Genomic DNA, 18,822 nt, shown 5'->3' with positions numbered 1-18,822 from the left:
GAACGCTAGATCCTCCGGCATGATCGCCGCAACCTGGTTAGCTATGCCGGTGTGCAGGTCACCGCAGGTGCGTTGTTGACGCCGCTCCAGTTGGCGTTGAAGCCGAAGCCGATAGTCCCGCCGACCGGGATGGTGCCGTTGTAGCTCATGTTCTTGACCGTCACGGTGCCGCCGGCCTGCGTGTAGGCCCCGTTCCACAGCTGCGTGACGACTTGGCCGTTGCCGAAGACGAGCACGACGGTCCAGCCGGTGATCGGGACGCTGCCGGTGTTGGCGACGGACACCTCGGCGCCGAAGCCGGTGTTCCACTGGCTGCCGACCTTGTAGGTGGCGGTGCAGCGCTTACCCGCCTGAGGTGAGCCGGACGGCGACGGCGATGCCGAGGGCGACCGGGACGCCGACGGCGACACCGACGGCGAGGCGGAGGGCGACCGGGACGTGGACGGAGAGACCGACGGCGAGCCGGTGGCCCCGCTGAGCAGCGCGGCGAGCGGCGGGTACCACTTGTCGGACATCTTCTGATCGCCCGCGGCGTTGGGGTGCACCCCGTCGTAGGTGTCGGTCGCCGTCGAGAAGCCGGTGAACTGGTCGACGACGGTGATCGGCGACTGCGCCGTGGTCTTGCCGCCGGCCCAGGCCGGGATCGCCGCGTTGAAGTCGATGACCCGCTGCCCGCACGGGGTGCAGGACGACGGGTTCATCGGGATGATCTTCGCGACGAGGATCTTCATGTTGGGGTTGCTGGCCCGCATCTGATCGACGAGCTTGCTGAACGCGGTCAGGATCGTCGCCGGTGCGATGCTGCTCCACACGTCGTTCGTACCGAGGTGCATGACGACGATGTCGGGCAGCGTGGCGCTGAGCCAGCCCGGCAGCTGGTTCTGGTTGGCGATGTTGGTGGCGAGGAAGCCGCCGTGGCCCTCGTTGTCGCCGTCGTGCGCGACCGCGCAGCCCTGCGGCGGCAGCGTCCCGACGAAGTCGATGTTGGTGTAGCCGCTGCTCTGCAACCGCTGCCACAGCAGCGAGCGCCAGCAGCCGGGGGAACCGGTGATCGAGTCGCCGAGCGGCATGATGCGCACGGGTGCCGCTGCGGCGGAGACGGCGGGTTGCGCGATGACGAACGCCAGCGCAGCGACGACGGCTGCTACTGCGGCCGCCAGCGCGGCTCGGGGAGCGGGCCTTGCCATGGGTGTGGTCCCTTCGCAATGCGCGCAGAGTGGCACCGCCGCCCCTGCGGGCACCTGCGCGAAGACAGGTGTCGACGGACGCTGCCGAGCGGCCCGGCTCCCAACGGGCCGACATCGTCCGAAGTAGATGCTATGCGCCCCACCCCGCCGGCGCCAGCGCCCCCACCCCCCTGAACTTTAATGCTGGACACGCCGCCAACGGTGCAACAAAAGTCAGGATCAACTCCACGATGGATGTTGATCCTGACAGTTGTTGCGGAATCTACGGCGTGTCCAGCATTAAAGTTCAGGTTTGGGGGTTTCGCGGTCGCGGCGGCGCTGCCAGCGCAGCGGTCCGGGGTGCACAGCCCAGATCAGGCGCCGCCACCACGGGCGCCGCGCCTTGAGCTCGTCGATGAAGGCGGTCGCCCGCCCGGTGGCCGCGTCGGCGTCGACCTGGACGCTGCCCCCGGCGGCGAACGTCACCGCGTTGACCTGGCTCGCCAGCTCGGTCAGCGGTGGAGCGGGCAGCCGGACGTGCTTGCCGCCGAGGGGCGCGGCTGCGGCCTCCTGGGCGTGCTGCGCGATCTCGGCCGCCGAGAGCGACGAGCCGGGGCGGCTCCCGGCGAGCCGGAGCGCATCGGTCACCTCCAGCCAGGCGCCGGTGACCCGGTCGGCGGGGCTGCCCTCGTCGAGGCGCCGACGACGCAGTGCCTTGCGTCCGATCAGGATGATCGCCAGCGCGCCGGCCAGGAGCAGCAGCAGGCCGCCACCGGCCCCGGCACCGACGACCGGCAGCACCGAGCCGGTGACGACGGCGGCGCCGGTCGACTCGACGGGTGCCGTGGGTCCGGCCGAGCCGGGCTGGACGGTCGGCGCGGGAACGTCCGAGGGTTCCGGCTTCGTCGGCTCGGGCTTCGGCTCGAACTGCGGCTCCAGCGGCTCGACCTGCTGGTCCGGGCGGGGCAGCGGATCGAAGGGCACCCAGCCGATCCCGGCGAAGAGCACCTCGGGCCACGCGTACGCGTCGCTCGCGTGCACGGCTGCGCTGCCCTTGGCGCCGTTGAAACCGACGACGACCCGGCTGGGCAGGCCGACCATCCGGGCGAGCAGGGCGAACGAGGCGGCGAACTGCTCCGATGTGCCTCGGCGACCGCCCGCGTGGGCCGGTCCGAAGAGGAAGAACTCCAGGTTGCGATAGGCGTGGCCGCTCGGCGCTTTCGGGTCGAGCCGGTAGTGCTCGGCGAGGAACTGCTCGATCGCGGCCGCCCGCTGATAGGCGCCCGCGTTCTCCGAGGCGAGCTGCTGCGCGGCGTTCTCCAGGGCCGACGGCACGTTGGGGGCGAAGCTGAGGTAGCGGGCCATCGCCGGGCCCTTGGGCACGTCGGCGGTGGGCAGCACGTTGATGTCGGGCGTGGTGCGCTGCGAGGTGACGGTGTAGGAGAGGCCCTCCGACAGGCCCTCGGGCAGGATCAGCGTGCCGCTGGTCGGGTCGAGCGAGACGCGTACGCCGTCCACCCGGCGCGGCGTGCCGACGGCGGGGAGCAGCTTCCCGCCCAGCTCCACGACGGTGATCCTCTGCTCGATCTCGGTGGTCACGCCGGGGTCGATCCCGGTGGTCTCCTCGCCCTCGACCGGCACGGCGGCCGGTGGCGGGGGCGGCGACGGCAGGGACCGTCCGGCCGGGTGGTAGAGGCCGCCGACGCGCCAGGTGATCCCGTCGTAGTCGCCGAGCACGGCGAGCCGGATCCGGGCGGGCTCGTTGAGCGTCGTGTCGAGCAGGTGCTGGTCGGGGGTGACGGCCCACCCGGAGATGCGGCTCAGCGGGTTCTCGTCGAGGGTGTCGAGCTGTGGCGGGGTGACGTACGCCCGGGGGTCGGCGGGCTGCTTGCCGACGCCGCCGCTGATCGGGCTGGCGGCGATCGCGGCGAGGGCCACGATGACGGCCACCCCGGTGGCGGCGGCGATGGCGGCGCGGATCCGCAGGGCTCGACGGACACCGGTGTCGAGCGCCCCGCCGGGATCGCGGACGGCGGTGCGCTGCCACTGCCCGGTGGCGGCGAGGGCGAGCGCGCCGAGCCCGGCGAAGCCGAGGCCGGTCCAGATCGTGGTGCTGCGATGCGGGCCGACGAGGTAGAGCGCGCTCACGTAGAGCAGCAGCGGCGGGACCAGCGCCGACATCATCCGCTGCGACCGGGTGCCGAGCTCGGTCGCAGCGAGTCCGGCGAGCCAGGTCACGATGACCGGGACCGCCACCGTGTCGGGCTGCGCCTCCACCGGCAGCATCGCCGTGAGCAGCCGGGGTACGCCGTTGGCGACCGCGTCGAGCGCGACATCCGCGAAGTCGCCGACCACCCCGGACTGCCGGGCGGAGTAGATGATCGCGAAGGAGCCGTAGCCGAGCAGCCCCAGCACCGAGAGCGGGGCGACGGCCCAGGCCGGCAGTGGCCGGGTGGCGATCCCGATCAGCGCCGATCCCGCGGCGGCACCCGCGACGAGCAGGGCGAGCAGCGGACCGGAGTAGACCTGACCCAGCGTGATCCCGGCGAGCGCCAGCATGCCCGCGAGCAGCACCGGGACGGTGACCACGCGGAGAAACCTCACCATCGCCGGACCCCGTCCCACTCGGCGGCGAACTCGAGCCCGTCCTCGGCGCGCAGCATCAGCAGCCCGGCGGCGGCGCCCGAGGTCGGCGGCTCGTCGGGTGCGGCCGGACCGAGGCAGCCGACCGCGATCGTCGGGAACGGGCCGCGGAGCAGGCCGACGAGCCCGAGATCGGCGAGGCCGCCGACCCCGGTGAGGTAGATGAGGGTGTCGCCCGGCCGGTGCTGGCGGAGCCGGTTGGCGGCCTGGGTGAGCGCCGCGTTGGCGCCCGCCTCCGTCGTCTCGGTCAGCGGCTGCAGGGTCGCCTCGGCGAGCAGGTCGAGGTGGGCCCGGGCACCGCTGCGGGCGCGGGTGCCCATCGTCGCCGCCTCGGCGCCGCTGACGGTGTGGATGCTGATCGGCAGGTCCTCGCGCATCGCGGCGGCCACGATCGACGCGGCGGCCTCGCAGACCGCCTCGAAGGGCGCGATCTCCGCACCGGGGGCGGCACCGGCGGCGTCCGGGTAGGAGCCGACCCGGTCGTCGAGCAGCACGACGAGACGGGGCAGGCTGGTGTCGAGGTGCTCGCGCACCATCAGCTCGCCGACCTTGGCGCTGGTCCGCCAGTGCACGTGCCGCAGTTCGTCGCCGACGACGTATTCCCGCAGGGTGTCGAAGGTGATGCTGCCGTGCGGCACCCGGTCGACCCGGCCGTCCATGCTGCGGCTGATGCCGGCCGGGACCGCCCGGATGAGGTGGACGCGCGGGTGGACCCAGACCTGGGCGGTGCCGCCGTGGTCGCGGGAGAGCCCGATCAGGCCCAGCGGGTCGCGCCGGGTGACCCGCAGCGGGCCGATCCCGACCACACCGCGCCGCCCGGTCGGGACGGGGTAGCTCGTCGTCGATTCGGTCCGGGGCCGCAACCGGATCACCGGCACCGCGACGGGCACCTCCGCGCAGCGGTCCTCGGCGATGAGGCTCGCCGCGAGCAGGCGGTTGTCGTTGTGCACGGTCAGCGTCACCGTGCTGCCCTCACCGCGTGCGACCCGGTCCGGCTCGACGGCGCGCTCGACGCTGAGCTTGGGCCGCCAGGCACCGTAGACCAGCGCGCAGCCGACCGCGATCAGCGATGTCGTGCCCACGATCGCGAGCTCCGGATAGCCGAAGCCGAAGCCGCCCGCGACGAGTGCTGCCCCGGCGATGGTGAGGCCGACGCCCCGCCCCGTGAGGATCATGGCCGGTCGGAGGCTCATGCCTGGCCGGGCAGGGGCACCGGCACGGCCGCGATCGCGTCGGCGAGCACCTCCTCGGCGGTGACACCGCGGAGCTGGGCATCGGGGGAGAGCAGGATGCGGTGCGCGAAGACCGGGACGAAGAGCGCCTTGAAGTCCTCCGGCAGGACGTAACCCCGGCCCACCGTCAACGCGTACGCACAGGCGGCCTTGGTGAGCGCGATGACGCCGCGAGGGCTGACCCCGACCCGCACGTGCTTGTGCTCGCGGGTGGCGGTCGCGATCCGCACCGCGTAGGTATAGAGCGGATCGGCGATGTGCGCCCGCTGCGCGAGCCGGACCGCCTCGGCGATCGTCTCGGTGTTGCAGACCGGGTCGAGCGCCTCGGGGGAGCGCAGCGAGGCACCGCGCAGCACCTCGATCTCGACGCTCTCCTCCGGGTATCCGATGGAGAGCTTCATCAGGAACCGGTCGAGCTGTGCCTCCGGCAGCCGGTAGGTGCCGTCCATCTCGACCGGGTTCTGCGTCGCCACGACGATGAACGGCCGGGGCACCGCGTGCCGCACGCCGTCCACGGTGACCGTGCGCTCCTCCATGACCTCCAGCAGCGCGGACTGCGTCTTGGGCGAGGCCCGGTTGATCTCGTCGGCGATGACGATGTTGGCGAAGATCGGGCCCGGGTGGAACTCGAAGCCCCGGCTCGCCTGGTTGAAGATCGTGACGCCGGTGACGTCGGAGGGGAGTAGGTCGGGGGTGAACTGGACCCGCCGCCACTGGCCCTGCACCGAGCCCGCGATGGCGCGCGCCAGGGTCGTCTTGCCGACCCCGGGCACGTCCTCCAGGAGCACGTGGCCCTGGGCGAAGAGCGCGACCAGCGCCAGCCGGACGACCTCGGGCTTGCCGAGGACGACGGTGGAGATGGTCTCGGCCAGCTTGGCCGACAGGTCGGCGAAGGCCGCCACCTGTGCCGGGGTGAGCGGCTGAGGCTGGGTCACAGTATGTCCTTTGTGCTCAATGGGTCGGTGGTGCGGATCAGCGGTGCCCGTCCGGCCGCTGCGTGCGACCGGACGGACACCGCCGACCGGTGTCTAGCAGTGCGGGATCATGTTCAGGTTGTCGCCGGCGTCGAGATCGAAGAACGCGTAGGGCATGTAGCGGTTGCCCGAGTTGCTGACGGTGTTCTTCGTCTCGGGCACGTTCTTGAGCTGCACCCACCACGCGCTGGACTTGTTGTGGTTCTCCCCGGCGGCGTTGATCGTGGCGCTGGGCGACTGGTTGCCGTCCATGCCCTCGATCTTGCAGAGCGCGCGGTATTTGTCGTTGTCCTGCGCGTCGGGGCTGGAGAACGAGCTCGTGTCCTGCCACGGCCTGGTGTAGATGCCGACGCCGTTCGGGCAGCCCGAGCAGCCGACGGTGCCCTTGAGGATCGGCGAGGTCTGCGCCTCGGCGTAATTGGCCGAGCCGGCCGCGTTGGTGATCGTGACGGTGTAGCTGTATGCCGTGCCCGGCCAGAGCCCGCCGACGGTGCCGCCGGTGCAGGAGAGCGCACTCGCGGCGCCGCCGTTGACGCTGACCGCGCAGGTGGCGGCACCACCGCCGGTGTCGGTGGCGAAGGCGAGGCTCATCGAGTTGTAGGTGATGGTGCGCCCGGTCGCGGTGATCGTCGGCGGCGAGATCGTCTTCGCCACCTTGCTGCTCGCCGGTCCCTTGCCCGCGACGTTGATCGCGAGCACGGCGACCGTGACGTTGACGCCGTCGGCGAAGCCGTTGAGCGTCACGGAAGTGCCGGTCACGGTCTGCTTGGCACCGTTGGCGGTGACCTCGTAGCCGGTGATCGGGCGGCCGTTGTCGTCGGCGGCGCCCCAGGTGGCGCGGACGGCGCCCTTCTGGTTGGCGACCGTCGTGGCGGCGAGGGTCTTCACCGCGCTGGGCCTGGTGTAGGGGGTGACCGTGTTGCTGGTCGGCGAGACCCCGGAGCCCGCGCCCTTGTCGTTGATGGAGACGACGGTGAAGGCGACCTGCGTGCCGTAGGCCAGCTCGCCCGCCTTGATCGTCAACGACGTGCCGGTGGCGGTGCCGATCGGCGCGCTGGCACCGCCGGTGACCGCGGAGATCTCATAGCTCTTGATGGCGCGGCCCAGACCGTTGGCCTTGGACCAGGTCACCACGACGGTGCCGTCGGGCTTGTCGACCGCCTTGACCGCGGTCGGCGCCGCGGGCACCTCGGAGGTCGGCATGAAGGGCGGCGTCTTGCGCGCCGGGCCCTTGCCCTTGGGGCTCTCGGCTCGCACGGAGAAGACGTAGGACTTGCCGTTGACCAGGCCGGTGACGACGAGCGACCGCATGTTGGCCGCGACCGTCCAGGTCTTGCCGTCGCCCTCGACGATGTAGCGCTGGATCGGCGAGAGGTGCTCGACCGCCTTGGTCCAGGTGATCCGCACCTGCGCGTTGCCGGCCGAGGCCTTGACGTTGCGCGGCGGGCCGGGCGGTCCGGGGACCGGCTTGGGCGGCGTGACCACCGGCGGCGGCGGGACCTCGGCCCCGACCACCTCGCCGACGAACTTCTCGACGACCTTGACCTTGCCGTGGTCGTCGACGACCCGGGCGGTGGTGGCGGCGGGCGCGTTGATGAAGAGCCGGTTCTCCCGGACCTCCAGCTCCAGCGGGCCGCCCGCCTCCTTGAAGTTGATCGAGTCGATCTGGTGGCCCTCGGCGTCGAGGACGTAGATCACGTGGTTGGCATCGTCGGCGACGTAGAACCGGTCGGCCCAGGAGACGGCGGGCTGCAGGCGGGGGGAGTCGCCGGGCACGGTGAAGTCGCGCACCGCGCCGACGTCGTTGACGACGAAGACGTGGCGGCCGTCGACCACGGTCACCGGCACCTTGGCACCGGTGGTGCGCCGGGGCATGTCGCCGTATCCACCGAGGTCGAGGCCGATCTCGCGGGGCTTGTCGCCGCGCACCGTGGTGAGCTTGCCGGAGGTGCGGTCGAGCACCGCGACACCGTTGTCCAGTGTGGAGACGGCGAGGTCGTGGCTGGGCTCGGCGACCGGGACGGTGGTCACCCTGGTCGGCACGCCACCGCCGCCCTGGCCGCCGCTGGCGCTGACGATCGGGATCGGCACGACCGCCGAGACGGTGCCCTCGCTCGGCACGGCGATCCAGAGCTTGCCCGCGCCGTCGAACGTGCCGCCGGTGATGCCGGGCGGGTAGGAGAGCGCCTCGCCCAGCGGCGCCAGGGTCGCCGGGTTGATCTGCTGCACGATGCCCTGCACCGGGTCGATCAGGAACGCCGCGTCGCGGTCGATGGCGATCGAGACGCCGATGCCGGGAGCGGTCTGCGAGGTCGCGGAGATCTGCAGCGTGGCGAGATCGACGGCGCTGAGCTTGCCGCTGCTGAGGTCGCGGACGATCAGGTTCTTGTCGCTCTGGCTCACCTGCACGTTGTGGCCGATCGCGGGCTCCAGGCTCAACCGGGTGTCGACCCGGCCCGTCACGCCGTTGACCCGGGCGAGCTCGCCCTTGAGCGAACTCCACATCCAGGAGCTCGCGTCGAAGCTCGCGGCGGCGTGGTCCTTGGCGCCGAGGCCGAACCAGGTCAGGCCCATGGCCGCGACGAGGCCCAGCACCGTCACTATCGTGACGATGCCCCCCTTTGTCCGTGCTCTTCGTCCCAGCGCACCCGGTGTCAGATCGACCATGGGTCGCCCCCTCCCCACTCGCGTCGGCCAATGACAGCTCCTGCGAAGCCGCCGTCATCATAGGCCCAGCCACCGACGGAGGTAACCCGGCGAATGGTGTGGATCAGGGCGCCCCGGTTCGCTTGGTGCACACGGTTTCGGAGCGAACAGGCTGGTCAGAGGCCGAATAGATGGCGATGATCTGGATGCAGTAATTGAACTTCGTATTCAAGCCGTTAATCGTTTTGGTGCTCACGACACCGAGGTTCTGGGTGGAGAGCCGCAACTCCTTCTCATTGGGGCCCATCATTACCGCGAAGCCATTGGTGCCGCCGGGATCCGTCCAGGTGATGGTGATCGCGTCGCCGTTGTCCACGATGGCGACACCGGTCGGCGGGTTCAGCTCGCGGGTCTGCGCGGCTCCGGTGGTCGGGGTCGCCGCCGGGGTGCCGCCGCTGCCGCTGAGCATCACGACGACGGCGACGCCGGCCGCGACGACCGCGGTCACGGCCGCGCCGATCGCCGCGAGCATCGGGCCGCGCCCGCGCCGCTCCACCACCACGGTGGGTTGCGAGGGGAAGAGGGGTACGGGCACGGCCACCGGCACCGGCCCCACCGCCTCCGGCACGAACCTGACGTACTCGTGCTGGTCGTCGGCGTGATCCGGGAACCGCAGCGGTCCGGAGAGCGAGGGCAGCGACGGCTCGTCCCACTGCTCCTCGGGCTCGTCCCACTGCCGCCGCACGGGCTCGGACCACTGCTGCTGCGCCGGCTCGGACCACTCCTGCCGTGCCGGCTCGGACCACTGCTGCTGCGGCATGTCCTCCCACCGCTGCTCGCGCGCGTTCCACTGCTGCTGCGGCGGCAGATCCTCCCACCGCTGCTCGCGGTCGTTCCAGTGCTGCTCCCGGTCCTCCGGGTACTGCTCGTAGACGACGGGCTGGTCATGGACGACGGGCTGGTCGTAGCCGACGGGCTGGTCGTAGGCCGCGGCGGGCTGCCGATAGGCGACGGGCTGCTCGTAGACGACCGGTTCGTCGTCGTAGTCGTCGACCGGCTCGTGCTCGTAGACCCCCTGCACCGGGTCGTAGCCGGACTGGTGGACATGGGCGGCGGCCGGGGTGACGGTCGGGTGCTCGGCGGTGTCCGAGGGGCGCAGCGGCCACTGGGGCGGTGCGCTCGCCTGCGGGTACTGCGTGGTGGGCGCGTGCTGCCCCAGCCAGGCGAGCGCCTCCCGGACCGGTTCGGCGAAGCCGGAGGCGAGCTGCCCGTGGGTGACGACGCGGTTGTAGTGCTTGCGTGCCTCGTGCCGGTTGCCCAGCTCGTCGGCGACGCGGGCCAGCTCGAAACTGAGCCGCAGCATCACCGGCTCGTCGTCACGCAGCCGCAGGGAACCCGCGTGCAGGGCCTCCTCCAGCACCCGGCGGGCGGAGGTCAGGTCGCCGGCGTGGTGGTGCATCGTGGCGAGTAGATGGCCGGTGGCGAGCACATCGGGGTGGTCCTCGCCGAACTGGAAGGTGCCCGTGTCCAGGCTGTCCTCCAGGAGCAGGCGCGCGCCGTCGAGGTCGCCTCGGTCACGGAGCTCGCGGGCCTCGGTCCAGACATCGGGGAGATGGGTCTGCTGCGGCACGAGCCTATGCTGCCCTGTCGGCGCAGGGCAGCGCTACCCGCGGCGGAGTTCGGTTACGCTTGGCAGCGATGAAACTCGTACTTGATCTGCATGACATCTTCAACAAGGGCACGGACATCGACCGTGCTCTCAAGTCGATCATGCAGGAAGCGATCGCCAAGAAGGCCCCGATGATCGAGATCATCCCGGGCAAGGGTTCCGGCGCGCTCAAGAAGAAGGTCATCCGGTTTCTGGAGCAGAAGGAGAACCGGGCGCTCTACCACCGGGTGGAGAAGGACTCGAAGAACTTCGGCAGGCTCTTCGTGCACTTCCGGCACAACAAATAGTTACAGCACCTTCGTCACACCGCCGGAGCAGGCCGCGCCCGGCTCCTGCGAGGCGTTGATCCGCAGTGTCCGGATGAAGCCGTCGATGCGCGGATCGTCGGCGTCGTCGACCTTGAGCTGCCACGACCACGCCTGCAGCGAGATCTTCGAGCCCTGGTCGGGGTACCGGCTCATCATCGTGTAGGGCACGCCGCGCACCTTGCTCGCGAGGACTTCCCGCTGGTCGGCGGCGAGGCCGGGCTCGTAGGTGATCCAGACCGCGCCGTGCTCCAGGCTGTGTACGGCGTTCTCGTTGGCGATCCGGCCGTCGTAGACGTCGCCCATGCAGTTCTGCCAGACCGGGTTGTGGTCGCCACCGATCGGCGGGGTGTTGGCGTATGCCACCGGCCCGGTCACGTGGTTCGCCGTGAAGTTCTTGCTCCGGTCGTCGACGATGCCGGGGATCGCGGCCGCCTGTGCCGCCCAGTCGGCACCCGCGGTCGGCGGCGCCGAGACCGTCGGGTCGGTGGAGCCGTCGCCCCTGGTCGTGGCCCAGACGCCGATCCCGGTGCCGATGGCGAGGATCGCGACGAGGGCGATCACCACCCATCGGAAGGTGTGGTCGTCGCCGACCTTGATCGGCTTGCGTGGAGGCTGCGGCTTGCGCGCGGTGGCCACGGCGGCCTACGAGAAGATCTTCAATGCGGTGCCGAACTGGGTGCCGAGCACCTGCTGCGCGGTGATGTGCACCAGGCCGGTCGACTCCAGGTGCCGGGAGACCGAGAGCGGTCCGAGGTCGATCGGGCGCATCCCGGCCGAGGTCACGAGCTGCGCGACGGCGAGCTTGGCGGGTTCGAAGTCACCCGCCAGGAAGACGTCGAGCGGCTGCCCCGCGACCTCGCCGGCGGTGAGCGTACCCGCGAAGGTGGTGTTGAAGGCCTTGACCACGTGCGTGCTCGCGGGGACGGTCCGGGCGATCTGCTCGGCGCCGGAGACCCCCGGCGGCGTCGCGAGGTCGGTATAGGTCCCGTTGAGCGGATTGGTGATGTCGATGACGATCCGGTCGGCGAGCCGCTCCCCGAGCGCCGCGGCGATCGAAAGCGCCGCGGCATACGGCGTGGCGAGCAGGACGACATCGGTCGTGATCGGCTCGTCGAGGCCGATCGCGTCGCCGCCCACCTCGTTGGCGAGCGTCTTGGCGGCGGTGAAGTCACGACCGGCATAGACGATCCTCGTCCCGGCGTCGGCCAGCCGGTGCCCGATTCCCCTGGCCATGTTGCCCGTGCCGATGATGGTGACTGCGCCCATAGGGCCAGACGCTAGCCCGATCGAGGCGCAGCCGGAGGCGGTTTGGCTGATAGAGTCGTGGCACCAGACCCCCGCACAGCGGGGTCGGCGACGAGGGAGGAGGCAAGTGAGGATGAACGACAAGGGTGGTTCCGCATGGGTACCCGGGCTTCACTGCCGGACCGCTCGCCGCACCCAGCGGCTTCGCTAGAGGAGCTCGCCGAGCACTGGCCGGCTCGCTGGGAACGCGACGGGATCTATCGATTCGATCGCACCGCGACCCGGGAAGACGTCTTCGCCATCGACACCCCGCCACCCACGGTGAACGGGTCGCTGCACGTCGGGCACGTCTTCTCGTTCACGCACGCCGATGTCATCGCGCGTTACCAGCGCATGCGCGGCAGGGCGGTCTTCTATCCGATCGGCTGGGACGACAACGGCCTGCCCACCGAGAAACGCGCGCAGCAGCACTTCAACGTGCGTTGCGAGCCGAGCACGCCGGCGGATCCGCAGGCGCTGGCGGCGCTGCTGCGCGACGGGCCGGGTGACGGCCCGCCGAAAGCGGTCTCGCGGGGTGACTTCATCGCGCTCTGCGAGGCGGTCACCGAGCACGACGAGGTGAGGTTCGAGCAGCTCTTCCGCCGGATCGGGCTCAGCGTCGACTGGTCGCTGAAGTACACGACCATCTCCGCCCGCTCACGGCGGATCTCGCAGCGCGGGTTCCTGCGCAACCTCGCCCGCGGCGAGGCCTACCTGGCGCAGGCGCCGACGATGTGGGATGTCACCTTCGGCACGGCGGTGGCGCAGGCGGAGCTGGAGTACCGGGTCGGCTCATCGGCGTACCACCGGCTGGTCTTCGGGGACGGCCTGCTGGTCGCGACGACGCGGCCGGAGCTGCTGCCGGCGTGCGTCGCGGTGCTGCACCACCCACAAGATGACCGGTACGCCCACCGCACCGGCACCGAGATCACCACGCCCGTCTTCGGTGCCCGGGTCCCGCTGCTCGCCCACCACCTGGTGGATCCCGGCAAGGGGACCGGTCTCGTCATGGTCTGCACCTTCGGCGACCCGACCGACGTGATCTGGTGGCGCGAGCTGGACCTGCCGATCCGCCCCGTGCTCGGGCGCGACGGCCGCTTCCGCACCGACCCGCCACCGGGCATCGACACGGCCGCTTATTCGCAGCTCGCGGGCGCCTATCCCAAGCAGGCCAGGGCGATCGTGCTGGAGCTGTTGCGCGCGGCGGGACGGCTCGACGGCGAGCCGGAACCGATCGAGCACAGCGTCGCCTTCTACGAGCGCGGCGACCGTCCACTGGAGATAGTCACCACCTGGCAGTGGTACCTCCGCAACGGCGGTCGTGACCCCGAGCTGCGCGAACGCATGCTCGCCCGGGGCCGCGAGCTCGCCTGGCAGCCCGAGCCGATGCGAGCGCGCTACGAGGCGTGGGTCGCCAACCTCGCCGGTGACTGGCTCGTCAGCCGCCAGCGGTTCCACGGCGTGCCCATCCCGATCTGGTACCCCCTCGACGAGCAGGGCGAACCGTGCCGGGACCGGCCGATCACCCCGCCGGAGGACGCCCTGCCGATCGATCCCAGCGCCGACACCCCGCCCGGCTACGCGCCGGAGCAGCGTGGGCTGCCGGGCGGGTTCGTCGGCGAGGCCGACGTGATGGACACCTGGGCCACGTCGTCGCTGTCGCCGCAGCTCGCCGCCGGTGACGAGCTGCTGGACCGGGTCTTCCCGATGGACCTGCGCCCGCAGGCCCACGAGATCATCCGGACCTGGCTCTTCGCCACGGCGCTGCGCTCGGAGCTCGAGCACGGGGTGCTGCCGTGGTCGCACGCGGCCATCTCGGGCTGGGTGATGGATCCGGCGAAGAAGAAGGTCGCCAAATCCGCGGCCACCCGGATGGTGACCCCCGACGAACTGCTCGACACCTACGGTCCCGACGCGGTGCGCTACTGGGCGGCGAGCGGCCGCCCCGGCATCGACACGGTCTTCGACGAGGCCCAGATCAAGATCGGTCGACGCCTCGCGATGAAGCTCCTCAACGCGACCCGGTTCGTGCTCGGACTCGGTGATCCGGGTCCGGACGCGCAGGTCACCGAGGCGATCGACCGCGCCATGCTGGCCGGGCTCGACGCTGCGGTCGCCGAGACGACCGCTGCCCTGGACGCGCTCGACCAGGGCCGGGCGCTGGAGGCCGCCGAGCGGTTCTTCTGGTTCTTCTGCGACGACTACCTGGAGCTGGTCAAGGCACGCGCCTACGGCGAGCACCCCGGCGGCGACTCGGCCCGGGCGGCGCTGCGGCAGGCGTTGTCGGTGCAGCTGCGACTGCTCGCACCGATGCTGCCCTTCGTCACCGAGGAGGTCTGGTCGTGGTGGCAGCCGGGCAGCGTCCACACGGCACGGTGGCCGTCCGCCGCGATAGGACCAACTCTCGAAGAGTTGCGGGTGTTGGAGCAGGCGGTCGCCGCGTTGACGGCGGTGCGGCGGGCCAAGTCGGCGGCGAAGGTCTCGATGAAGGCCGAGGTGCTCCGGCTGACGATCCACACGGATCGGTCCACGTGGGACGGGCTGCGACCGGCGCTGCCCGATCTGCGGGCGGCCGGTCGGGTGGGGGAGTTCGTCTTCGCCGAGTCGCCCGAAGAGATCATTCGGCACGAGGTGCTGCTCGCATAGGATCTGGCTGTGCTTGATCCCGTCATACCCGTGGCCTTGCCGTACGCCGTGGACATCACGGCAGTGGCGCTCGGCGCGGCGCAGGGTGCGCTCTTCGCATCCGGTGTCGCGCCGAACAAGCGCATCGATCTGATCGGTGTGCTCATGATCGGCATCGCCACGGGTATGGGCGGCGGGATCGTCCGGGATCTGCTGCTCAACCTGCGCCCGGTCGCGCTGGAGGCGAACAGCTACATCGCGATGGCGGTCCTCGTCGCCGTCGTCTCGGCCGCCTTCGCCAACCTGATCAACCGGCTGGAGCCGCTCGTCGTCGCCTTCGACGCGCTCGCACTCGGGCTCTACCTCGTCGTCGGCATCTCCAAGGCGCTGAGCCTGGAGGTCGACGTCGTTCCGGCCGTCTTCATCGGCATCCTCTCCTGCACGGCCGGATCGGTGATCCGCGACCTGCTCATGGGGACGGAGGTCGCGCTGGTCACGGTGGGTTCGTTCTACGCCTTCGCGGCGATCGGCGGCGCCCTCGCCTATCTGGCGACCGTCCAGTTCGCGACGCCGGGCGAGGCGGCCTGGGCGGGGATCGGGGTCACCTTCGCGGTCCGGATGCTCTCGGTGTGGTTCGGCTGGAGCACCCCGCACGCCCGCGCGCTCAGCCTGGAGCACACGAGCTTCGGCAAGATCACGATGACCGGGGTCGACGTCATCAGCCGCACCACGCGGTCGGGCTTCCTGCGCTCGCGCGAGCCGAAGGCCACGGTGGGAGTGGCCGAGCCGGGCCGGACACATCGGAAAGTCGGTGGCGAGGGGGCCGGTCACCCGGGTTAGGGTGACGCGTGCGCTGGTCATCACTCTTCATCCCCACCCTCCGGCAGGAGCCCGCGGGCGCCGAGGCGGTCAGCCACCGGCTGCTGCTCCGCGCCGGGTTCATCCGACAGCTCGCGGCCGGTCACTACTCACTGCTCCCCTTGGCGGTACGCGTCCGCGCGAAGATCATCGAGGTGATCCGCGAGGAGATGAGCGAGATCGGTGCCCAGGAGTTCCTGCTCCCGGCGATGCATCCGGCGGAGATCTGGCGTAAGAGCGGGCGCTGGGACGTGATGGGCGAGGAGATGTTCCGCCTCATGGACCGCCGTGGGGCGGAGCTGGCGCTGGGGATGACCCACGAGGAGATCTTCACGACGGTCGCCGGTGAGCTGCGCTCCTATCGGGATCTGCCGCAGCTGTGGTACCAGTTCCAGACGAAGTTCCGCGACGAGCCCCGGCCCAAGAGCGGGCTGATCCGGGTCCGCGAGTTCACGATGAAGGACTCCTACAGCTTCGACCTCGACGCGGCCGGGCTCGACCGGTCCTTCGATCTGCATCACGCCGCCTACCGGCGGATCTTCGCCCGGCTGGGGATCCCGGCGATCCCCGTGCAGGCCTCCAACGGCACGATGGGCGGCAGCGACTCGGTGGAGTTCATGTGCCCGTGCGACGCCGGTGAGGACATCGTGGTGCGCTGTCCCAACTGCGGATACGCGGCCAACATGGAGAAGGCCGTCGCGCTGCTGCCGGATGTGGACGATGGCGACGGGGTGGACGCGGAGCTTTCGCGATTCGCGACGCCGGGTGTGCGTACCATCGATGATCTTGATCGTGAATTCGGGGTGACCGCGGACCGGCAGATCAAGACGCTGGTCTACGTCGCCGACGGCGAACTCGTGCTCGTGCTGCTGCGCGGCGACCACGCGCTGATCGAGCAGAAGCTGATCGACGCCCTCGGCGCGATCGCGATCCGGCCGGCCCACGCCGAGGAGATCCACTCGGCGCTCGGCGCCAACCCGGGCAGCCTCGGCGCCGTCGGCGTCACCGACCTGCCGGTCATCGCCGACGAGTCGCTGCGGCACCGCCGGGGCATGACGACCGGAGCCAACGCCGACGGCTTCCACCTCAGCGGGGTCGACGTCGGCCGGGACATCGTCGTCGGCCGCTGGGCCGACCTGCGCCAGATCGCCGCCGGGGAGACCTGCCTGACCTGCGGCGACGAGCTGGAGCTGATCCGGACGGTCGAGGTCGGGCACATCTTCAAGCTCGGCTACAAGTTCACCGAGACCCTCGGCGTCAGCGTGCTCGGCCCGGACGGGCAGCTCGTCGCGCCGATCATGGGCAGCTACGGCATCGGGGTCGAGCGGGCGCTCGCGGCGATCGTCGAGTGCCACCACGACGACGACGGGATCGTCTGGCCCGCCTCCGTCGCGCCGTTCGCCGTCGCGATCGTCCCGGCCGGGACCGACGAGGCGGTGACGGAGGCGGCCGAGCGGATCTATGGCGAGCTGCGCCGGGCCGGGGTAGAGGTGGTCCTCGACGATCGGGCCGAGCGGCCGGGGGTGAAGTTCCGCGACGTCGAGCTGGTCGGGATCCCGCTGCGGGTCACCGTCGGCGCGCGTGGGCTGGCCCAGGGCACCGTCGAGCTGACCGACCGGACCACCCGCGAGACGCGGGTGATCCGGGTCGAGGACGTGCTCGCGTCCGTGCTCCCCTGAGCTCCACCGGCAGAGTGGCGCCCCTACCACCCCGCATGATCGTGTTGTTTCCCGGAAAGAGGCCCTAACGAGGTGCTTGGAGGGGACTGCTTCCGGGAAACAACACGATCATGCTGGTGGTAGGGCGGGTGCCCGGGCTGCATCAAGACGTGCGGCGCTAGGGTGCGCTGACCGCCGAGACCGGCTCGTCGGCAGCGGGCTTCCCGCGGGCCAGCAGGCGGCGCCGGCGCCAGAGCCACGCGGCGCCGGTCACCACGGAGGCGACGATCCCGGACCAGGTGGCCCAGTGGGTCGCGACCTGGGAGACGGTGTAGCCGAGCGTCCGCTTCACCTCCAGCGTCAACGCGATCTCGTTGTGGATCGTGTGACCGGCGCTCAGCGGAACGTCGAACCACGCCGTCAGCATCAGCGCCTTGGTGGGGCGCTTCGGCTTGATCAGCCAGGTCCAGAGCATCTGCACGTCGGTGCCGGTCGACGCGTCGACCGCCTCGGAGGGCGTGATCTCGGCGTCGTCGGGGTCGGCGTGGAGCGAGACCCGCACCGTCGGGCCGACCAGGACCTCACCGGCGCCCGTCGGCTTCGCACCCACGATCAAGTTGTCGATCTTCGCCTTGAGCTGCTTGCCCTCGCCGACCGAGAGGCCGATCCGCTGCGTGGTGCCGACATCGACCGACTTCGGCGCCTGCCAGACCGCCTCCTTGCGAACCAGTCCGGCCGTCTCCGCATCGACCTTGGCGAAGGCGCCGCCGTTGGCCTGACCGGGCGACGGTTCGGTGGAGGAGTCGATGTCCTCGCCGCACGCGGCCAGAGCGGCCAGCATGGCGATGGCCACCAGCGTCACCCGTACTCGTCTATGCATTGTGGACTCCAGCGGATTCGACGCAGTTCAGTGCGTCACATCATGCCATCCCGATGCTGTCCCGGAGGGCGGCGACCATCGTCGGCAAAGCGACGCCGATCGGTTCCCGCACAAGCTCATCGGCGATTCCGTCATAGGGTGTCGGATCGGCGTTGACGATGACGAGCCGGGCACCGGCATTCGCCGCGATCAAGCACAGCGAGGCCGCCGGCTCCACGCGCAGCGACGTGCCGACCGCCCAGAAGACGTCGCACGCCTCGGCGATCCGGCCGGCCTGGTTGAGCACCTCCGGGTCGAGGTTCTCGCCGAACATCACCGTGCCGGACTTGAGGATGCCGCCGCAGAGCAGGCAGGCCGGATCCGGCTCGCCCTGCTCCACCCGGGCCAGCGCCTGCTCCATCGTGGTGCGGTCGTCGCAGCTCAGGCAGCGTACGGTGAACATGGTGCCGTGCAGCTCGATCACCTTGCGCGGGCTGATCCCGGACTTCTGATGCAGGCCGTCGATGTTCTGCGTGATGATCCGCACCGGTAGGCCGGAGCGCTCGAGTTCGGCCAGGGCGAGGTGCGCCGGGTTGGGCGTGGCCCGCCAGACCGGATTGTCCCGGCGGGCCAGCCAGGACCGGGCGCGGACCGTCGTGTCGGCGAGGTAGTTGTCGAGGGTGAAGAGCTTCTCCATCTCCGGGTCACGGGTCCAGACGCCCTGCGGGCCCCGGAAGTCCGGGATGCCGGAGTCGGTGGAGATGCCTGCGCCGGTCAGGACGGCGATCATCGGCTTGCGCTCGTTCATTCAGCCATGATCGCAGGCCGGACAAGTCCTTTTGGCGGGCACGACATCCGGGGTATCGCTCGTGGATGTCATGCCCGGATCGCGGTGCTGAA

Annotated in this window: 14 protein-coding genes; 4 read left to right on the top strand and 10 right to left on the bottom strand. The window is 70.8% G+C overall.

Going from position 1 to position 18,822, the window contains the following annotated elements:
* Window positions 1-41 precede the first annotated feature (41 nt).
* The 6 genes from F4553_RS12515 to F4553_RS40945 form a co-directional block, all read right to left on the bottom strand.
* The gene (locus tag F4553_RS12515; RefSeq protein ID WP_184835617.1) at window positions 42-1,187 is read right to left on the bottom strand and encodes a cellulose binding domain-containing protein; all 1,146 of its coding nucleotides are present in this window, start codon (window positions 1,185-1,187) and stop codon (window positions 42-44) included.
* Between the two features lie 279 nt (window positions 1,188-1,466).
* Window positions 1,467-3,755, bottom strand: a complete 2,289-nt coding sequence (locus tag F4553_RS12510) for a transglutaminase TgpA family protein (RefSeq protein WP_312875181.1) — start codon at window positions 3,753-3,755, stop codon at window positions 1,467-1,469.
* Between the two features lie 11 nt (window positions 3,756-3,766).
* A complete protein-coding gene (locus tag F4553_RS12505) occupies window positions 3,767-4,984 on the bottom strand; it encodes a DUF58 domain-containing protein (protein ID WP_184840658.1) in 1,218 nt (405 codons plus the stop codon).
* 14 nt (window positions 4,985-4,998) lie between these two features.
* Window positions 4,999-5,976 carry an AAA family ATPase gene (locus F4553_RS12500; RefSeq protein ID WP_184835613.1) on the bottom strand — a complete coding sequence of 326 codons (978 nt, stop codon included), beginning with the start codon at window positions 5,974-5,976 and terminating at the stop codon, window positions 4,999-5,001.
* Between the two features lie 93 nt (window positions 5,977-6,069).
* Window positions 6,070-8,616, bottom strand: a complete 2,547-nt coding sequence (locus F4553_RS12495) for a fibronectin type III domain-containing protein (RefSeq protein WP_312875180.1) — start codon at window positions 8,614-8,616, stop codon at window positions 6,070-6,072.
* 169 nt (window positions 8,617-8,785) lie between these two features.
* On the bottom strand, window positions 8,786-10,291 hold the full coding sequence (locus F4553_RS40945; protein WP_184835609.1) for a tetratricopeptide repeat protein: 1,506 nt from the start codon (window positions 10,289-10,291) through the stop codon (window positions 8,786-8,788).
* Window positions 10,292-10,359: 68 nt separating this feature from the next.
* On the opposite strand from F4553_RS40945, the gene F4553_RS12485 reads away from it, so the two are divergent.
* Window positions 10,360-10,617 carry a Smr/MutS family protein gene (locus F4553_RS12485; RefSeq protein ID WP_184835607.1) on the top strand — a complete coding sequence of 86 codons (258 nt, stop codon included), beginning with the start codon at window positions 10,360-10,362 and terminating at the stop codon, window positions 10,615-10,617.
* Here the strand turns inward: F4553_RS12485 and F4553_RS42400 are convergent, their stop codons facing one another.
* Both F4553_RS42400 and F4553_RS12475 read right to left on the bottom strand, forming a co-directional pair.
* Entirely contained in the window at window positions 10,618-11,274 is a 657-nt protein-coding gene (locus F4553_RS42400; RefSeq protein ID WP_312875179.1) for a thioredoxin-like domain-containing protein, read from the bottom strand.
* A 6-nt stretch (window positions 11,275-11,280) separates the two neighbouring features.
* Window positions 11,281-11,904, bottom strand: a complete 624-nt coding sequence (locus tag F4553_RS12475) for an NADPH-dependent F420 reductase (RefSeq protein ID WP_184835604.1) — start codon at window positions 11,902-11,904, stop codon at window positions 11,281-11,283.
* A gap of 135 nt (window positions 11,905-12,039) precedes the next feature.
* Between F4553_RS12475 and valS the strand changes: the two genes are divergently transcribed.
* From valS to F4553_RS12460, 3 genes are read left to right on the top strand one after another with little or no spacing between them, the layout of a single operon-like run.
* Window positions 12,040-14,568 carry a valine--tRNA ligase gene (gene valS / locus F4553_RS12470; RefSeq protein WP_184835602.1) on the top strand — a complete coding sequence of 843 codons (2,529 nt, stop codon included), beginning with the start codon at window positions 12,040-12,042 and terminating at the stop codon, window positions 14,566-14,568.
* 9 nt (window positions 14,569-14,577) lie between these two features.
* Window positions 14,578-15,387, top strand: coding sequence for a trimeric intracellular cation channel family protein (locus F4553_RS12465; RefSeq protein ID WP_184835600.1), 810 nt, complete (start codon window positions 14,578-14,580; stop codon window positions 15,385-15,387).
* A gap of 8 nt (window positions 15,388-15,395) precedes the next feature.
* Window positions 15,396-17,084: a proline--tRNA ligase gene (locus tag F4553_RS12460; RefSeq protein WP_184835598.1), complete on the top strand. Its 1,689-nt coding sequence runs from the start codon at window positions 15,396-15,398 to the stop codon at window positions 17,082-17,084.
* A 157-nt stretch (window positions 17,085-17,241) separates the two neighbouring features.
* Here the strand turns inward: F4553_RS12460 and F4553_RS12455 are convergent, their stop codons facing one another.
* A complete protein-coding gene (locus F4553_RS12455; RefSeq protein WP_184835596.1) occupies window positions 17,242-17,943 on the bottom strand; it encodes a hypothetical protein in 702 nt (233 codons plus the stop codon).
* A gap of 40 nt (window positions 17,944-17,983) precedes the next feature.
* Window positions 17,984-18,730, bottom strand: coding sequence for an SIR2 family NAD-dependent protein deacylase (locus F4553_RS12450; protein ID WP_184835595.1), 747 nt, complete (start codon window positions 18,728-18,730; stop codon window positions 17,984-17,986).
* Window positions 18,731-18,822 lie beyond the last annotated feature (92 nt).

The organism is Allocatelliglobosispora scoriae (assembly GCF_014204945.1).
GTDB classification, from domain to species: domain Bacteria; phylum Actinomycetota; class Actinomycetes; order Mycobacteriales; family Micromonosporaceae; genus Allocatelliglobosispora; species Allocatelliglobosispora scoriae.
Note: the sequence above shows the minus strand (reverse complement) of the source record. Positions and strands in the feature narration are given on the sequence as shown.

Bases quoted from the DNA above. Each gene is read 5' to 3' on its own strand.
- F4553_RS12475 (WP_184835604.1), bottom strand. From the start codon at position 11,904: ATGGGCGCAGTCACCATCATCGGCACGGGCAACATGGCCAGGGGAATC.
- F4553_RS12450 (WP_184835595.1), bottom strand. From the start codon at position 18,730: ATGAACGAGCGCAAGCCGATGATCGCCGTCCTGACCGGCGCAGGCATC.
- F4553_RS12505 (WP_184840658.1), bottom strand. From the start codon at position 4,984: ATGATCCTCACGGGGCGGGGCGTCGGCCTCACCATCGCCGGGGCAGCA.
- valS (WP_184835602.1), top strand. From the start codon at position 12,040: ATGGGTACCCGGGCTTCACTGCCGGACCGCTCGCCGCACCCAGCGGCT.
- F4553_RS12455 (WP_184835596.1), bottom strand. From the start codon at position 17,943: ATGCATAGACGAGTACGGGTGACGCTGGTGGCCATCGCCATGCTGGCC.
- F4553_RS12515 (WP_184835617.1), bottom strand. From the start codon at position 1,187: ATGGCAAGGCCCGCTCCCCGAGCCGCGCTGGCGGCCGCAGTAGCAGCC.
- F4553_RS12485 (WP_184835607.1), top strand. From the start codon at position 10,360: ATGAAACTCGTACTTGATCTGCATGACATCTTCAACAAGGGCACGGAC.